Genomic DNA, 18,707 nt, shown 5'->3' with positions numbered 1-18,707 from the left:
GTCCAGCGATAACAGCCTAGCCAATTTACATTGAAAACTGTATTTTCCGTGCCTTGTGAGTTTTTCCAGCTATAGCGACTTTAAATCCGAAAGCTGCTTTACTGGTAGCACTGGGGGCCTGCTTCGTTGCCTGCTGTTTCGCGCGCCAGGGCCCCGGCGCGCTCCGGAATGGAACCGCTGCGCGCGAGCGTGCGGGACCTCCGACTCCCGAAAACATTCTGGGGACTCAAGAAATCATGGCTGGCGAAACCCACTGGAACGGGCTGGAGATTGCAATCATCGGGATGGCGTGCCGCTTTCCCGGGGCCTGTAACGCCGAGGCGTACTGGCGGAACCTTCGGGATGGCGTCGAGTCCATCACCTTCCTCCAGGAGTCGGAGCTGGAGCCTTCCGTCATGGAGGACCCAGCGCTGCGCAAGTCACCGCAGTACGTGCGCGCCGCGGCCCCCATCGAGGGCGCGGACCTGTTCGACGCGGCCTTCTTCGGCATCACTCCCAAGGAAGCCGAGGTGATGGATCCGCAGCAGCGTGTCTTCCTGGAGTGTGCCTGGGCGGCACTGGAAGACGCGGGCTACGACCCCGAGCGCTATCGGGAGCACATCGGCGTCTACGCGGGAGCCCGGACCAACACGTACGTCTTCAATCTCTTCTCCAACCCGGCCGCGCTGGGGATGCTCGGCGCGTTCGAGGTGGGCCTCGGCAACGACCTGGCCTTCCTCAGCACGCGGGTGGCGCACCGGCTCAACCTGAAGGGTCCGGCCTATTCGCTGCACACCGCCTGCTCCACCTCACTGGTGGCGGTGCACCTGGCGACCCAGGCGCTCCTCGCGGGCGAATGCCGCATGGCCCTTGCTGGCGGTGTAGCCCTCCAGTCGCCTCAGCGCACCGGCTACCTGTATCAATTTGGTGGTGTTGCATCGCCAGACGGACGCTGCCGCGCCTTTGATGCGCAGGCGCAGGGCACCCTCTTCGGTAACGGCGCGGGCCTGGTGGTGCTCAAGCGCCTGGAGGACGCACTGGAGGATGGAGACACCATCCACGCCGTCATCCGTGGCTCGGCCATCAACAACGACGGCGCCCAGAAGGCCAGCTTCAACGCCCCCAGCGTCCAAGGCCAGTCACGCGTCATCCGCAATGCCTTGCTGACCGCGGAGGTGGACGCGCGGAGCATCACCTATGTGGAGGCCCATGGCACGGGCACCCAACTGGGAGACCCCATTGAGGTGCGCGCGCTCACCCGCGCCTTCCGGACGAGCACGCAGGACACAGGCTTCTGCGCGCTCGGCTCGGTGAAGCCCAACATCGGCCACCTGGATGCCGCGTCTGGCATCGCCAGCCTCATCAAGACGGTCCTCGCGCTGAAGCACCAGCAGCTGCCGCCCACGCTGCACTTCCAGGAGCCCAATCCGCAGATTGACTTCGCCACCAGTCCCTTCTTCGTCAACGCCACCCTGAGGGACTGGGCGCCGGGCCCCTCCCCTCGCCGAGCCGGCGTCAGCGCCTTTGGCATTGGTGGCACCAACGCGCACGTCATCCTGGAGGAGGCCCCATCCGTCGCCCCCACCGCGGACGCCCGTCCCTGGTACGTGCTGCCGTTGTCGGCGAAGACGAGCACCGCCCTGGATGCCGCGACGGAGGCGCTGGCCACCCACCTGGAACAACACCCGGAGCAGGCGCTGAAGGACGTGGCCTACACGCTGCAAGTGGGACGGCAGGCCTTCCAGCACCGCCGCATCGCCGTGGTGAAGGACCGGAAGCACGCCATCCGCGTGTTGCGAGGCGAGGAGCCAGAGCGGCTGGTGACGCTGAAGCAAGAGGCACGAGGCCGCCCCGTGGCGTTCCTCTTCCCTGGGGGTGGCACCCACCACCTGGGCATGGGCGCGGGCCTGTACCGCACGGAGCCCGTCTACCGCGAGGCCGCCGACGAGGTCGCCAGTGTCCTCCGCCCGCACCTGGGCGTGGACCTGCGCACGGTGCTCTACCAGGAGCCCCTCCAGGAGGTGCCGGGGCTTTCCCGCAACGCGCTCGCGCTGCCCGCCATCTTCCTGACGGAGTACGCCCTGGCGCGGCTGTGGATGTCATGTGGCGTGGAGCCGAAGCAGATGCTCGGCCACAGCCTGGGCGAGTACGCGGCGGCGTGCATCGCCGGTGTGCTGTCGGTGGAGGATGCGGCGGCCCTGGTGGCGCTGCGTGGCCAGCTCATGGATGAGCTGCCCGCCGGGTCCATGCTGAGCATCAGCCTTCCCGAGGCGGAGGTGGTGCCGCTGCTGGGCCAGGAGCTGGACCTCGCGGCGGTGAATGCGCCCTCGCAGTGCGTGGTCTCCGGCCCACTGGCGGCGGTGAAGCGATTGATGGCGGAGCTGACGGCGCGAGGCGTGGAGCACCGCCAACTGCACGTGGAGGCGGCGGCGCACTCGCGCATGCTGGAGCGCATCCTGCCGCGCTTCCACGAGCGCGTTTCCCGTCTGACGCTCCGTCCACCCGAGCGGCCCTACATCTCCAGCCGGACCGGCCAGCCCGTCACGGGGGACGAGGTGACGCAACCTCGGTACTGGGTGGACCACCTGCGCCACTCGGTACGCTTCCGGGACGGCATGCAGGTGCTGCTGGAGGACTCGACGCGCGTCCTGCTGGAGGTGGGTCCCGCGCAGTCGCTGACCGCCGTGGCAAGGCTTCAAGGCGAGTCCACCGGCGCGCGCACGATCGTCTCCTCCGCGCGCCATCCCAAGGATGACCAGCCGGACGAGGCCGTCTTCTTGAATGCGCTGGGACGGCTGTGGCTCGCGGGAGTTGAGGTGGACTGGAGCGGCGTGCACGGGACGGAGACGGTCCGGCGCATCCCCCTTCCCACGTACCCCTTCGAAGGGCAGCGGTATTGGGTTGCTCCGCTGGACCGGTCCGCCGCGCTGCTGGCCTCGCAGGCCGCGGGCGCCAGCAAGCTGACCGACGTCTCGGACTGGTTTCACCTGCCCTCGTGGCGGCGCACGCCCCCGGCCACGATGGCACCCTCCGCGCTCGCCCAGCCCCGGTGCTGGGTGGTGTTCACCGACGGAGGCCCTTTGGCCTCGCGGCTCGTCTCCCGGTTGGAAGAGGCGGGGCAGAATGTCGTCACCGTGCACGCGGGCGCCGCGTTCTCCCGTGACGGCGAACGGTGCTTCACCGTGGCACCGAGCGCACCTGGAGACTACGTCGCGCTGCTGAGCGCGCTGGAGGATCTGACACCCCGGCCTGAAGTGTTCGTCCACCTGTGGAGCCTGACGCCGCAGGGCGATCGCGAGTCCGTGCTGACGCGGTTCCAGGCCGCGCAAGCGTTGGGCTACTACAGCGTGGTGCACCTGGGGCAAGCCCTTGCCGGACTGAAGGATGCGCGCCCCCTTCGGGTGGAGATCATCTCCAACCACCTGTTCGACCCGGACGGCCGAGCGGAGGCGCTGCCTGAGAAGGCCCCCCTGTTGGGCCCCTGCCAGGTGCTGTCGCAGCAACACGTGCACATCACCGCGCGCAGCGTCGATGTGATCCTCCCTGGCGCAGAAGGCGTTGCGGCGCTGGCCGAACAGCTCGTCGCCGAGCTTGCCACGGAGGCACAAGACGTCCGGGTGGCCTTGCGCGGTTCACGCCGCTGGGTCCAGGAGCTGTCTCCCGTTCGGCTGACGGAGACGGCCGCCCCCGCGCGGCCTCTGCGTGAGCGCGGCGTGTACCTCATCACCGGCGGCCTGGGCCGCGTGGGACTGCTGCTGGCCGGCCATTTGGCGCGCACGAAGCAGGCGCGGTTGGCGCTGGTGGGCCGCACGCCGCTGCCTCCGCGCCGCCTCTGGGACGATTGGATTTCCACCCAGGGCGAGGACGACGACGCCAGCCTGCTCATCCAGCGCGTGCGTGAATTGGAGTCACACGGCGCCGAGGTGCTCGTCCTGAGCGCCGACGTGTCCAAGCCGCACTGGATGCAGGAAGTCCTGGCCGAGGTGGACCAGCGCTTCGGCGCGCTCCATGGGGTGCTGCACTGCGCGGACCTCCCCCTGGCTCCGCCCGAACGGAACCCGCCCTCCGCGACGAACCCGGACGCGGAGGCCCGTTTCCGCGCCAAGGTGCGCGGCACATACGTGCTGGAGGACGTCCTGCGCGGCCGGGCGCTGGACTTCGTGATGCTGTTCTCCGCGTCGGCCGCCGTGCTGTCGCCGTTCGGCGACACGCCTTCGACGGCGGCCAACCTCTTCGTGGATGCGTTCGCGGCCCACCGCAGCCGGGGCGCAGGAACGCCTTGGATGAGCGTGGCCTGGGACCCGTGGCCGCGAGCGGCCGGCGCCAGCGATGCGCGCGCTCCTGACCTCGAGCCGTATGCCATGACCGAGGATGAAGCCACCGAGGCCTTCCAGCGGGTCGTCACGGGCGGCCTGGATGGCCCGGTGGTGGTTGCCACGGGTGACGTGTCACGGCGACTGACTGCGTGGCTCCAGCGGGCGGTCGCGCTGCCCAAGGTCGCTCGCAAGGTCCGCACCGGAGACGAAGAGCTTCCCGCCAATGAGCTGGAGCGTGTCATCGCGGGCCTGTGGCAGGAGATCCTGGGCGTCGAACAGGTGGCGCGACACGACCACTTCTTCGAACTGGGCGGGCACTCGCTGCTCGCCACGCAGGTCGTCGGGCGGCTGCGCTCACGGTTGCAACTGGACCTGAGTCTGGCACTGCTCTTCACGTCGCCCACCGTGGCGGGTCTGGCGAAGGCAATCGCCGACCTCCAGGCGCGGCAACAGGAATCCCTCTATCGCGAGCTGCTCGACCGGGTCACCCGCGTCTCCGAGCAGGAGCTCGCCGAAGAGCTTCGACGCCGCGGCGTGAAGGCCGCGTGAACGGAAGCTCCAGCCCCCGCTGGAGCACCCGATCCCCCACTTTCTGGATACCGACTTCGATGACTGACATCTCTCGGGCCCTCGAGCAGCTTTCGCCCTCGCAGCGCGCCCTTCTCGACCTGCTCCTCCAGGAGCAGCAGTCGGCGCAGCCTCATGCGGCGGCGCCCGTCCTGGTCCGGCGCGAAAGCAACGAGCCCGCTCCGGCATCCTTCCCTCAGCAGCGCCTGTGGGTCCTGCATGAGCTGGATCCCAGCAGCATGGCTGCCTACAACGTCCACGTGAGCGTGGAGTTCTTCGGGCGGCTGGACCGGGCCCTGCTCACGCGTTGTGTGAACGAGGTGGTGCGCCGTCACGAATCCCTGCGCACGACGCTGAGGAGCCACGGCGGAGATCCGGTGCAGGTGGTCGCCCCTTCGCTGGAGCTCACCCTCCCGGAAGAGGACCTGTCGGCGCTGTCCCTGGAGGCGCAGGGAGATGAGGTACGCCGCCGCATCATCGCGGAGGCCAACTTCGAGTTCGACCTCTCCGCCGGGCCGCTGCTGCGAGTCGGCATCCTGCGGCTCGATGCGCAGCACGCACTGGTGCTGTTGACCCTGCACCACTCCGTAACAGACCAGTGGTCCCTGGGCGTGTTCCTCCAGGAGTTGATGGCGCTCTACAAGGCCTTCGAGGAGGGCCTGCCTTCGCCCCTGCCGGAGTTGGAACTCCAGTACCCGGACTACGCGCGGTGGCAGCGCGAGCAGCTCGAAACGCGGGAACTGGCCGGCCAGCTCGATTACTGGCGACGGCAGCTCACGCCGCGGCCTCCCGCGCTGGTGGTGCCGTCGGACCATCGCCGACCGGCGCTGAAGACGTATCGCGGCGGGTGGCACCACTTCCGGCTCGATCCAGAGCTGGCACGGAGGCTCAAGCAACTGGCGCAGAAGGAAGGCGCCACGCTCTTCATGGTGCTGATGGCGGCCTACCAGACGCTGCTGCACCGCTACAGCGGCCAGCAGGACTTCGCGGTGGGCTCGCCTGTCGCCAACCGCCGGGCGCCCGAGCTCGAACCGCTCATCGGCTTCTTCGTCAACATGCTGGTGATGCGTGCGGATGCGTCGGGGGACCCGACGTTCCGCTCGTTCCTGCACCGGGTGCGGCAGGTCTGCCTGGATGCCTACTCACACCAAGACGTGCCCTTCGACAAACTGGTGGAGGAGCTGCAACCACCCCGCGACCCCAGCCGCAATCCGTTCTTCGAGGCCGTCTTCGTCCTCCAGAACGTGCCTCAGCCGGCCCTGCGGATTCCGGGCCTGCTCGCGCGCTATGTGGAGCTGGACCTGGGCGCGTCCCAGTTCGACCTGCTGATGGAGTTGCGCGAGGACCGGCCGGACCGGTTCATCGGCCGCATCGAGTACTGCGCGGACCTGTTCGACGCGAAGACCGTCGAACGAATGGAGCGCCACTACGTGCGCCTGCTGGAGAGCGTGGTGGAGAACGCCGACCAGCGACTCTCCGAGCTGCCCCTGCTGCGCACCGAGGAGCGTCAACAGCTCCTGGTCGACTGGAACGCGAAGTCCACGGCGTTTCCACGTGAGACGCCGATTCACTCGCTCTTCTCCGAGCAAGCGGCTCGTACGCCAAATGCCGTGGCGCTTATCAGCGGTGAGAGCGTCGTCACCTACGCGGATCTGGACCACCGCTCAAATCAGCTCGCGCATCACCTGCGCACGTACGGCGTTTCCCGAGGCACCCGCGTGGGCCTGTGCCTGGAGCGCTCACCGGACCTGGTGGTGGGACTGCTCGCCATCCTCAAGGCCGGCGGTGCCTACGTGCCCATCGATCACCACTACCCCGCTGAGCGCATCTCCTTGCTGCTTCAGGAGGCCGGCATCGGCGTGCTCGTCACGACGAATCCACTGGCGGAAGAACTCCCTGCATCCAACAGCAAGCATGTGTGTGTAGACACAGACGCGGACGTCATCACCGCCTTGCCGCATAACGCGCCTCTGCCCGCGGCCGTGGGCGGTGATGATCTCGCCTACGTCATGTTCACCTCCGGCAGCACCGGCCGGCCCAAGGGCGTCTGCATTCCTCACCGCGCCGTCGCCAGGCTCGTTCTCGCCAACCCATTCATCCACTTCGGCCCCGACGAAGTCTTCCTCCAGCTCGCTCCCGTCGCCTTCGACGCTTCCACCCTGGAGCTCTGGGGTGCGCTGCTTCACGGTGCTCGCCTCGTCCTCGCTCCGCCTCACGCGCCCTCTCTGGACGAACTCGCCGCGCTGCTGACTCACCACCGCGTCTCCACCCTCTGGCTCACCGCGGCCCTCTTCGAGCAGATGGTGCTTCACCAGGGCAACGCCTTGGCCGGCGTCCGGCAGGTGCTCGCTGGCGGTGACGTGTTGCCTCCTCTGCGCGTCCGTCAGCACCTGGAGCGCATTCCCCTCGGCGCCGTCCTCGTCAACGGCTACGGCCCCACCGAGAACACCACCTTCTCCGCCACCCACTCCCTCCGCTCGGGTGAGGCCTTCGGTACCTCCGTCCCCATCGGCAGGCCCCTGGGCCACTCCTCCGCCTACGTCCTCGACTCGCGCATGGAGCCCGTTCCCGTCGGCGTCCCTGGCGAGCTCTTCGTCGGTGGCGACGGCCTCGCCTGGGGCTACCTACACCGTCCGGAGTTGACGGCCGAGAAGTTCCTCCCGCACCCCTTTTCGGAGTCGCCCGGCGCTCGCCTCTACCGCACCGGCGACCGCGTCCGCTGGAAGCCCGACGGCTCGCTGGAGTTCCTCGGCCGCTCCGACTTCCAGGTAAAGGTGCGCGGCTTCCGCATCGAACTGGGCGAAATCGAAACCGTCCTCCAGCAGGCCCCGGGCGTCCAGGAGGCTGTCGTCCTCGCTCGTGAGGACGCCCCAGGCGACAAGCGTCTCGTGGCTTACTTCGTGCCCACCGCCGCAGCGCGGTCGGAAGAACAGGCCGGGAATGCCGTGGGCGACATCCGCACATTCCTCAAGGCGCGGCTGCCCGAATACATGCTGCCCGCGGTGTTCATGCCGCTGGAGGTCCTGCCGCTGTCCCCCAACGGCAAGGTGGACCGCAAGGCGCTGCCCGCCCCGTACGCGGACCTGAATCGGACAGGAACGCCGTTCGAAGCACCGCGGAACGCCTCCGAGCAGACCCTTGCCGATATCTGGGCCGAGGTCCTGGGCCTCCGTCAGGTCGGCATCGACGACAGCTTCTTCGAGCTGGGTGGCGACTCCATCCGCAGCATCCAGGTCATCGCGAAGCTGCGGGAACAAGGCCTGGAGCTGCCCACGCTGGAGCTACTCCAGCACCCGACCATCCGCGAACTCGCCGGTGTCATCAAAGCCACGAGCTTGGCCCCCGCGAGCCAGATCGCGCCCTTCAGCCTCGTTTCCGAGGCAGACCGTCAGCGGCTGCCCGAGGACGTGGAAGACGCCTACCCGCTGGCCGCGCTCCAGTCAGGCATGTTGTTCGAGAGCGCGCTGGCTGCCTCAGCCGGCATCTACCACGACATGTTCAGCTTCCATGTGGAGATGGTGCTGAACGAACCGCTGCTGCAACAAGCCTTCCGGGAGCTGTTCGCACGTCACGCCATCCTGCGCACGTCGTTCCACCTGGACGGCCACGAAGAGCCCCTCCAGTTCGTCCACCATGAAGTGGAACCGCCGCTGAAGTTCGAAGACCTCCAGCACCTGGAGGCCGCGCAGCAAACGGCCTACTTGCAGGTGTGGGCGGAGAAGGAACGCGTCCAGCCGTTCACCTGGAACCAGGCGCCGCTGATGCGGCTCTGCGTGCATCGCCGGTCGGAAACCACCGTCCAGCTGACCATCGTCTTCCACCACGCCATCCTTGATGGCTGGAGCGCCGCGACCCTTCTCTCGGAACTCTTCGGCCGCTACCTCGAATTGCTGGAGGGCACTGACGCCCCCGCCGCGCCGTCCCCGGCCGCCACCTACCGGCAGTTCGTGGCCTTGGAGCGTGAAGCCCAGAACTCCCATGAGAGCGAGCGGTTCTGGCTGCGGCGCATGGATGGAGTGGACGCAGCAAGTCCGCGCCCGCTCCGGTCCCGGGACGACGAGCGCGTCCTGCACACCCACGACGTGCGCATCCCGGGGCCTCTCCAGCAGGCCTTGCTACGCGTGGCTCACGAGGCGGGCGTGTCCCTCAAGACGGTGCTGCTGGCCGTGCATCTGCGCGTCCGCGGCTTCGTCGAAGGCAGCACCTCCGTCGTCACCGGCATCGTCACCAACGGCCGCCCCGAAGTCGTGGATGGTGAGCGGATGATTGGCCTGTTCCTCAACAGCGTCCCCTTCCCGGTGACGCTGCCTGGAGGCACATGGCTGGAGCTCATTCAGCAGGTCGCGAAGCATGAGCAGGAGTTGATGCCGCACCGCCGCTACCCCATGGCGCGGCTCCAGCAGAAGCGCGGCGGTCAGCCTCTGTTCGACACGCTCTTCAACTTCATCCACTTTCACGTCGCGGGAGGGCTCTCCAAGCAGAAGGGGCTGCGCTTCGTGGACGAGATGCTGGGCGCCGCCTGGATGGAACTCCCGCTGGGCGTCACCTTCACCCAGGATCCCGACACCTCGTCGCTATCGGTCTCCATCGCGACCACGGGCACTCGGCACGAAGCGGAGCGGACGCGGGAGTTGGGGCAGTACTACCTGCGCGCGCTGGAAGCCGTGGCCGCGGGACCAGGTGGCCGCTACGAGCAGGCAGCGCTGCTCCCACCGGTCGACCGCGACACGCTGCTGGAGGCGTGGAATGCCACGCGCCGAGAGGTCGCCTGGGAAGGATGTTTGCACGAGCGGTTCGAGGACCGTGCGGCCCTTTCTCCCGATGCTCTCGCCGTGCTGGACGATGAGCACTCGCTCACCTATGCCGAGCTCAACCGTCGGGCCAACCAGCTCGCCTGGGCCCTGCGCACCCGAGGCGTAGGGCCCGAGGTCCGAGTGGGCCTGTGCATGGAGCGCGCGGTCGACATGGTCGTAGGCGTCTTCGCCATCCTCAAGGCAGGCGGCGCCTACGTCCCCATGGATCCGGCATATCCCGCCCAGCGCCTGGCCTACATGGTGAGTGACTCGAATGTCAGCTGCGTGCTCACGCAGCAGCGAGTCGCGGACAAGATCGCCGGGCACAAGGTGGAGGTCCTCTGTGTGGATGACGCAGGGCTCGTGAGCGGTTCACGGGACGCGTCCAACCCGCCGCGACTCAGCGGGCCCCAGCACCTCGCCTACGTCATCTATACGTCGGGTAGCACCGGCATGCCCAAGGGCGTCATGGTGCAGCACGCCTCGGTGATGAACCTGCGCGCGGCGCTGGCAGCCACCGCCTACGCAGGCGTGGACAAGCCCCTCCGCGTCAGCCTCAATGCGTCGCTATCCTTTGATGCGTCCGTGCAGCAGTTGGTGCAGCTCGCGGACGGACATGCGCTGTGCGTAGTGTCACAAGCGACACGCGAGGACACCCGCCTGATGCTGGCGTGGCTGGAGCGGCATTCCGTGGACGTCCTGGACTGCGCTCCCTCACAACTGCGGCTGCTTCTGGACGAGGGCCTTGCCGCACACAGCCCCTTGCGCGTACTGGCTGGCGGCGAGGCACTGGACGAGGCGCTCTGGGCCCGGCTCTCCGCCCATCCCCACATCGAGTGCTTCAACGTCTACGGCCCTACGGAGTGCACCGTGGACTCCACGCTGCGTCCCGTGCGCGGAGCGTCCCTGCCTCCATCGCTGGGCGGTCCGTTGGCGAACGCTCAGACCTACGTGCTGGACGCGTACCTGCAGCCTGTACCGGTAGGTGTGCCCGGCGAGCTCTACATTGGTGGCGCGGGCCTGGCGCGTGGCTACCTGAAGCGTCCTGAGCTCACCGCTGACCGGTTCATCCCCCATCCTTTCAGCACGGTGCCGGGCGCCCGCCTCTATCGGACGGGAGACCGGGCTCGCTGGTTGCCCCAGGGCGAACTCGAGTTCCTGGGCCGCATCGACTTCCAGGTGAAGGTGCGCGGCTTCCGCATCGAACTGGGAGAGATTGAGTCCGCGCTGCGCCAACACCCCGCGGTGCGCGACACCGTGGTGCTGGTACGCGAAGACACGCCAGGGCTGCAACGCCTGGTGGCGTACGTGGTCGCGGAGGCGGACGCCACCACCGTCGTGGACTCCGGTACGTTCCGCCCGTTCCTCAAGGAGCGGCTGCCCGAGCACATGGTGCCCTCGGCCTTCGTCACATTGGAGGCCCTGCCACTCACCCCCAATGGCAAGCTGGACCGCAAGGCACTGCCGGCACCGGAAGCCCCTCAGAATACCGCCACGCGACCGCTCAGCACGGACACGGAGCGTCGTATAGCCGCTCACTGGGCCACGCTGCTGCATGTCGAGACAGTCAACGCCGAGGATGACTTCTTCGCACTCGGGGGCCACTCGCTCCTGGCCACCCAGTTGGTAACGCGGCTGCGGCAGGACTTCGACGTAGACCTGCCGCTGCGGGCCCTCTTCGAGCAGAGCACGGTGGCGGCTCTTGCCGCGCGTCTGGATTCCGAGCGGGCTCGCGGCACCGCAAGTGCCCTGCCGCCCATCCGTGCCGCGCCACGCGATCGTCCACTGCCCCAGTCCTTCGTCCAGCAGCGGCTGTGGGTGATGGAGCAACTGACGCCCGACACCGCGACGTACAACAACCCCGCGGCGGTGGCCATCGACGGAGCGCTCGACGTTCGCGCGATGGAGCAGTCCCTGTTGCGGGTGGTGCAGCGACACGAGGCGCTGCGCACAACGTTCCGGAACGAGGGGGACCTGCCCGTACAGGTCGTCCATCCGATCAAGACGCTGGAGTTGCCCATCACGGACATCTCTACCCTGCCCGAAGGCGAGCGTGATGCCCGGGCTCGTCAGCTCGCGAACGAGGAGGCCCATCTCCCGTTCAACCTGGTGCGCGGCCCGCTCTTCCGGGCGCGCTTGCTCAGGCTGGCTTCGGACAGGCACGTCCTGTTCGTCACGATGCACCACATCGTGTCCGACGGCTGGTCCGTGGGCGTGCTGGTACGGGAGGTGGCGGAGGGCTACGAAGCCGCCGTCCAGGGCCGCGATGCACAGCTGCCCCCGCTTTCGGTGCAGTACGCCGACTACGCCCTCTGGCAGCGAGAATGGATGCAGGGGCCGGTGCTTGACTCACGGCTGAACTACTGGCGTGAACAGCTCGATGGAGCCCCCGCGGCCCTGGAGCTGCCTACCGACAGGCCGCGCCCGGCGGTGCAGACGTACCGGGGAGCGCTCCTCCCGGTGAGGATGCCCGCGAAGCTCTCCGAGGCGGTGACTTCACTGGCGCGCCGTCAGGAGGCGACGCCCTTCATGGTCCTGCTGGCGACCTGGCAGTTGCTGCTCTCTCGCTACTCCGGTCAGCAGGACCTCTGCGTCGGTTCGCCCATCGCGGGCCGCACCCGGCCGGAGCTGGAAGGGCTCATCGGCTTCTTCGTCAACACGCTGGTCTTCCGGGCCCGCATGTCGCCGGAGCTCACCTTCCGTGAGCTGTTGGCCCAGGCAAAGGCTGCGGCGCTGGGCGCGTCCGAACACCAGGACGTGCCGTTCGAAAAGCTGGTTGAGGTGCTGCAACCCGCGAGAGACCCGAGCCGCTCGCCGCTCTTTCAAGTCACCTTCACCCTGCAGAACACGCCGCCCGTGCGACTGGAGTTGCAGGGGCTATCGTTGCGTGTGCTGGAGACGGAGCTGGAGACCGTCAAATTCGACTTGAGTCTCTTGCTGGAGGAGACCCCGGAAGGGCTCTCCGGTGCGCTGAACTACAACACCGACCTCTTCGATGCCTCCACCGCCGAGCGCATTTTGGGGCACTTCCGCACGCTGCTGGAAGCCATCGTCTCGGATGAGAACCAGCGTCTAGCCGAGTTGCCCCTTCTGCGCACCGAAGAGCGTCAGCAGCTCCTGGTCGACTGGAACGCGACGTCCGCCATGTTCCCGCGCGATACACCGATTCACGTTCTCTTCTCCGAGCAGGCGGCTCGCACGCCAGACGCTATGGCGCTTATCAGCGGTGAGAGCGTCGTCACCTACGTGGAGCTGGACCGCCGCTCAAATCAGCTCGCGCACCACCTGCGCGCGTATGGCGTTTCCCGAGGCACCCGCGTGGGCCTGTGCCTGGAACGTTCGCCGGACATGGTGGTGGGCCTGCTTGCCATCCTCAAGGCAGGCGGCGCCTACGTGCCCATCGACCACCACTACCCCGCTGAACGCATTTCCTTGCTGCTTCATGAGGCCGGCGTCAGCGTGTTCGTCACGCAGGAGTCGCTCGCCGATGAGCTGCCCAGCTCGGGCGGGTTGATGGTGTGCGTGGACACGGACGCGGACCTCATCGCCGCCTTGCCACATGGCGCGCCTCCATCCGCGGCCGTGGGCGGTGATGACCTCGCCTACGTCATGTTCACCTCCGGCAGCACCGGCCGGCCCAAGGGCGTCTGCATCCCCCACCGCGCAGTCTCTCGCCTCGTCCTCGCCAACCCCTTCATCCACTTCGGCCCTGACGAAGTCTTCCTCCAACTGGCCCCCGTCGCCTTCGACGCTTCCACCCTGGAGCTCTGGGGCGCGCTGCTTCACGGTGCTCGGCTCGTCCTCGCTCCGCCTCACGCGCCCTCTCTGGACGAACTCGCCGCGCTGCTGACTCACCACCGCGTCTCCACCCTCTGGCTCACCGCGGCCCTCTTCGAGCAGATGGTGCTTCACCAGGGCAACGCCTTGGCCGGTGTCCGGCAGGTGCTCGCTGGCGGTGACGTGTTGCCTCCTCTGCGTGTCCGTCAGCACCTGGAGCGCATTCCCCTCGGCGCCGTCCTCGTCAACGGCTACGGCCCCACCGAGAACACCACCTTCTCCGCCACCCACTCCCTCCGCTCGGGTGAGGCCTTCGGCACCTCCGTCCCCATTGGCAGGCCTCTGGGACACTCCACGGCCTACGTCCTCGACTCGCGCATGGAGCCCGTTCCCGTCGGCGTCCCTGGCGAGCTCTTCGTCGGTGGCGACGGCCTCGCCTGGGGCTACCTCCACCGTCCGGAGTTGACGGCCGAGAAGTTCCTCCCTCACCCCTTTTCGGAGTCGCCCGGCGCTCGCCTCTACCGCACCGGCGACCGCGTCCGCTGGAGGGCCGACGGCTCGCTGGAGTTCCTCGGCCGCTCCGACTTCCAGGTAAAGGTGCGCGGCTTCCGCATCGAGCTGGGCGAAATCGAATCCGTCCTCCAGCAGGCGCCAGGCGTCCAGGAGGCTGTTGTCCTCGCTCGTGAGGACTCTCCAGGAGACAAGCGCCTGGTGGCCTACGTCGTGGGCGAAGACGGCGTGGAGTCTGTCGATGCACGTGCCCTACGCGACCACGTCCTGCGCAAGCTGCCCGAGTATCTGGTCCCCGCCATCTTCATTCCGATGGAGTCCCTGCCACTGTCGGCAAACGGCAAGGTGGACCGCAAGGCCCTGCCCGCCCCCGACACGGACCGAGCGCTGATGGGCGCCTCCTTCGAGGCACCACGGGATGCCTCCGAGCAGGCCCTCGCCGAAATCTGGGCCGAGGTGCTGGGCCTCCGCCAGGTCGGCATCGACGATAGTTTCTTCGAACTGGGCGGAGACTCCATCCGAAGCATCCAGGTCATCGCCAAGCTACGCGAACGGGGCCTGGAGCTGCCTATCATGGAGCTGCTGCAGCACCCGACCATCCGCCAGCTCTCCGGCGTGGTGAAGGTCACCGATGGCGCCACGCCATCAAGGGACGTCGCGCCGTTCAGCCTCGTGTCCGAGGCGGACCGCCAACGTCTGCCCGAGGACGTGGAGGATGCCTACCCACTGGCCACGCTCCAGTCGGGAATGCTCTTCGAGAGCTCGCTGGATGCCTCAGCCGGCATCTACCACGACATGTTCAGCTTCCACCTGGAGCTGGAGCTAGACGAGCCGCTGCTGCGTCAGTCGTTTCAGGAACTGATTGCGCGTCACGCCATCCTGCGAACCTCCTTCCATCTGGATGGCTACGAGGAGCCCCTCCAACTCGTCCATCGTGAGGTAAGGCCGCCTCTGCGCATCGAGGACCTTCGGCATCTGGACCCCTCCCAGCAGGACGCGTTCCTGCGGGAGTGGGTGGAAGCGGAGCGCATCAAGCCCTTCGAGTGGACCCAGGCGCCCTTGCTCCATGTCGCCATGCATCGCCGCACGGACCGCAGCGTTCAGCTGACCATCGTCTTCCACCACGCCATCCTCGATGGCTGGAGCGCCGCGACCCTGTTCTCGGAGCTCTTCGGCCGCTACCTCGAATTGCAGGACGACTCCAACACGCCCCCGACACAGCCCCTGGCTGCGACCTACCGCCAGTTCATTGCGTTGGAGCGTGAGGCCCAGCAGTCCGCGGAGAGTGAGCGTTTCTGGCTGCGGCGCATGGATGGAGTGGACGCAGCAAGTCCGCGCCCGCTCCGGTCCCGGGACGACGAACGCGTGCTGCACAACCACGACGTGCGCATCCCCGCTCCTCTCCAGCAGGCCTTGGTTCGCGTGGCCCACGAGGCGGGCGTGTCCCTCAAGACGGTGCTGTTGGCCGTGCATCTGCGCGTCCGCGGCTTCGTCGAAGGCAGCACCTCCGTCGTCACCGGCATCGTCACCAACGGCCGCCCCGAAGTCGTCGATGGTGAGCGGATGATTGGCCTGTTCCTCAACAGCGTCCCCTTCCCGGTGACGCTGCCTGGAGGCACATGGTTGGAGCTCATCCAGCAGGTCGCTAAGCATGAGCAGGAGTTGATGCCGCACCGCCGCTACCCCATGGCGCGGCTCCAGCAGAAGCGCGGCGGCCAGCCGCTGTTCGACACGCTCTTCAACTTCATCCACTTTCACGTCGCGGGAGGGCTGTCCCAGCAGAAGGGCCTGCGCTTCGTGGACGAGATGCTGGGCGCCGCCTGGATGGAACTGCCGCTGGGTGTCACCTTCACTCAGGACCCGGACACGTCGTCGCTGTCGATCTCCATCTCCACTACGGGCACACGGCACGAAGCGGAGCGGACTCGGGAGTTGGGACACTACTACCTGCGCGCGCTGGAGGCCGTGGCCGCGGGCCCGAGCAGCCGCTACGAGCAGGCGGCGCTGCTGCCGGAGGCCGAACGCAACACGCTGCTTGAGACGTGGAATGCGACGCGCCGGGAGGCCGCCTGGGAAGGCTGCTTGCACGAGCGGTTCGAGGACCGCGCGGCCCTTTCTCCCGATGCCCTCGCCGTGCTGGACGATGAGCACTCGCTCACCTATGCCGAACTCAACCGCCGCGCCAACCAGCTCGCCTGGACGCTGCGCGATCGTGGTGTGGGTCCCGAGTATCGCGTGGGCCTGTGCATGGAGCGCTCGACCGATATGATCGTCGCCATCCTCGCCATCCTCAAGGCAGGCGGAGCCTACGTCCCCATGGATCCGACCTACCCCGCCCAGCGACTGGCCTACATGGTGAGCGACTCAAATGTCGGCTGTGTGCTCACGCAGCAGCGAATCGCGGACAAGCTCGCCGGGCACAAGGTGGAAGTCCTCTGCGTGGACGACGCTGTTCCCACGAACGAGCCACGGTCCGAATCCAATCCACCGAGACTCAGTGACCCCGAACACCTCGCGTACGTCATCTACACCTCAGGCAGCACCGGCAAGCCCAAGGGCGTCATGGTGCAGCATGCCTCGGTGATGAACCTGCGCGCTGCGCTGGCGACCACCGCTTACGCAGGCGTGGACAAGCCACTAAGGGTCAGTCTCAACGCGTCACTGTCCTTCGACGCCTCCGTGCAGCAGTTGGTGCAGCTCGCGGATGGCCATGCGCTGTGCGTGGTGCCGCAGACCGCTCGCGAGGATGCGCGCGTCATGCTGGCGTGGCTGGAGCGGCATTCCGTGGACGTGCTGGACTGTGCCCCGTCGCTGCTGCGCCTGCTTCTGGACGAGGGCCTGGCCGCACACCGCCCCTTGCGAGTACTGGCTGGCGGCGAGACACTGGACGAGGCGCTCTGGGCCCGGCTCGCCGCCCATCCCCACATCGAGTGCTTCAACGTTTACGGCCCCACCGAGTGCACCGTGGATTCGACCCTTCGCGCCGTGCGCAAGGCTCCGCTGCCTCCAACCCTGGGCGGCCCGCTGGCGAACGCACGGACCTACGTGCTGGACGCATACTTGCAACCGGCTCCCGTGGGTGTGCTCGGCGAGCTCTACATTGGTGGCGCGGGACTGGCGCGTGGCTACCTGAATCGTCCTGAGCTCACCGCTGACCGGTTCATCCCCAACCCCTTCAGCACGGAGCCGGGCGCTCGCCTCTATCGGACCGGAGACCGGGCTCGCTGGTTGCCCCAGGGCGAGCTCGAGTTCCTGGGCCGCATCGACTTCCAGGTGAAGGTGCGCGGCTTCCGCATCGAACTGGGAGAGATTGAGTCCGCGCTGCGCCAACACCCCGCCGTGCGCGACACGGTGGTGCTGGTACGTGAAGACACGCCGGGGCTCCAGCGACTGGTGGCATACGTGGTCGCGGAGCACGCCACCATCGAGGACTCCGGTACATTCCGCCAGTTCCTCAAGGAGCGGCTGCCCGAGCACATGGTGCCCTCGGCCTTCGTCACCCTGGAGGCCCTGCCACTCAACACGAGCGGCAAGGTGGATCGCAGGGCGCTTCCGCTACCCGAGGAAACGTCTCCGCGGCATGAGGTCTACGTCTCGCCGCGCGACGCCTACGAGCTTGAGTTGGCGCGTCTCTTCGAGGAACTGCTCGGCGTCTCGCCAATCAGCGCGAAGAGCGACTTCTTCGAACTGGGCGGTCACTCACTGCTCGCGGTGCGGCTGCTGTCCATGCTGCGAGCGCGCACGGGCCGTACGCTGCCAGTCACGGCGCTCTTCCAGGCCCCCACTGTCGAGGGGCTGGCGGCCTTCCTGCGACGCGAGCCCTCGCCATGGACGCCGCTCGTTCCCATTCAACGAAGTGGCTCGCGGGTGCCCTTCTTCTGCGTCCACCCGGTGGGTGGCACGGTGTTCTGCTACATCGAACTGGCGCGGAGGCTCGGCCCTGACCAGCCCTTCTACGGCTTGCAGGCCCAGGGGCTGGAGGGAACACTGCCTCCGAACGAGTCCATCGACTCCATGGCGGCCAGCTACGTGGACGCCATCCGCACCCTGCAACCCCAGGGCCCGTACCGATTGGGAGGATGGTCACTCGGAGCTGTCATCGCCTTCGAGATGGCGCGCCTGCTCCAGCAGAGTGGTGAGACGGTGGAGGTCCTTGCCCTGATTGAGCCCAGCTCTACCTCGCTGGCCCAAGGTGTCACGACTGACGACGACATGGCCGCTGCGACGCTGTTCGCTCTGGACCTGGCGCGCACGACGGGAATCGCTTCATCAACGCCCCTGGAGGGGGCGATGCGTAACCCGCAGGCACTGCTGGAACGAGTGCTCCAGGAGGGCCGCGAGGCGGGTGTCTTCATCCCAGACGCTGGCATGGAGCAGGTCCACGCGCTGCTTCGTGTCTTCACCGCCAACGTCCGTGCGCTCCAACAGCACACGCTGGGCACCTTCCCAGGCCCCCTCACAGTCCTACGCGGCAGCGACACCGAACTGGAGCCTTCCGAGACGGAAGACCGTGGATGGAGCCGCCATGCAGCTCAGCTAGTGGTGCGCGTCATTCAGGGAACTCACTACAGCGTCTTGCGGGCCCCCAGGGTCGATGCGCTCGCAGGCGCACTGACCGAGATTCTGACTCGCGCCGATACGGCAGTGCTAGAATCCAAGCAGATTTATCAGGCTGTGTCTCGACTCGAGTGAAGTCGAAGCGCAGCCGCCAAAGACAATCACACACACCAACACCAATACAGCCAACCAACAACCCCTCACATTC

General features: G+C 67.4%; 2 protein-coding genes. Both read left to right on the top strand.

Annotated elements, in window-relative coordinates:
* Positions 1–236: 236 nt before the first annotated feature.
* Complete coding sequence (locus tag F8M74_RS00080; protein WP_228559245.1) at positions 237–4,844, top strand: type I polyketide synthase; 4,608 nt, start codon at positions 237–239, stop codon at positions 4,842–4,844.
* Positions 4,845–4,903: 59 nt separating this feature from the next.
* The gene (locus tag F8M74_RS00075) at positions 4,904–18,634 is read left to right on the top strand and encodes a non-ribosomal peptide synthetase (RefSeq protein WP_141252632.1); all 13,731 of its coding nucleotides are present in this window, start codon (positions 4,904–4,906) and stop codon (positions 18,632–18,634) included.
* The last annotated feature ends 73 nt before the right edge of the window (positions 18,635–18,707 follow it).

It is taken from the genome of Myxococcus sp. CA023 (assembly GCF_010998615.1).
Lineage (GTDB): Bacteria > Myxococcota > Myxococcia > Myxococcales > Myxococcaceae > Myxococcus.
Note: the sequence above shows the minus strand (reverse complement) of the source record. Positions and strands in the feature narration are given on the sequence as shown.

Bases quoted from the DNA above. Each gene is read 5' to 3' on its own strand.
- F8M74_RS00080 (WP_228559245.1), top strand. From the start codon at position 237: ATGGCTGGCGAAACCCACTGGAACGGGCTGGAGATTGCAATCATCGGG.
- F8M74_RS00075 (WP_141252632.1), top strand. From the start codon at position 4,904: ATGACTGACATCTCTCGGGCCCTCGAGCAGCTTTCGCCCTCGCAGCGC.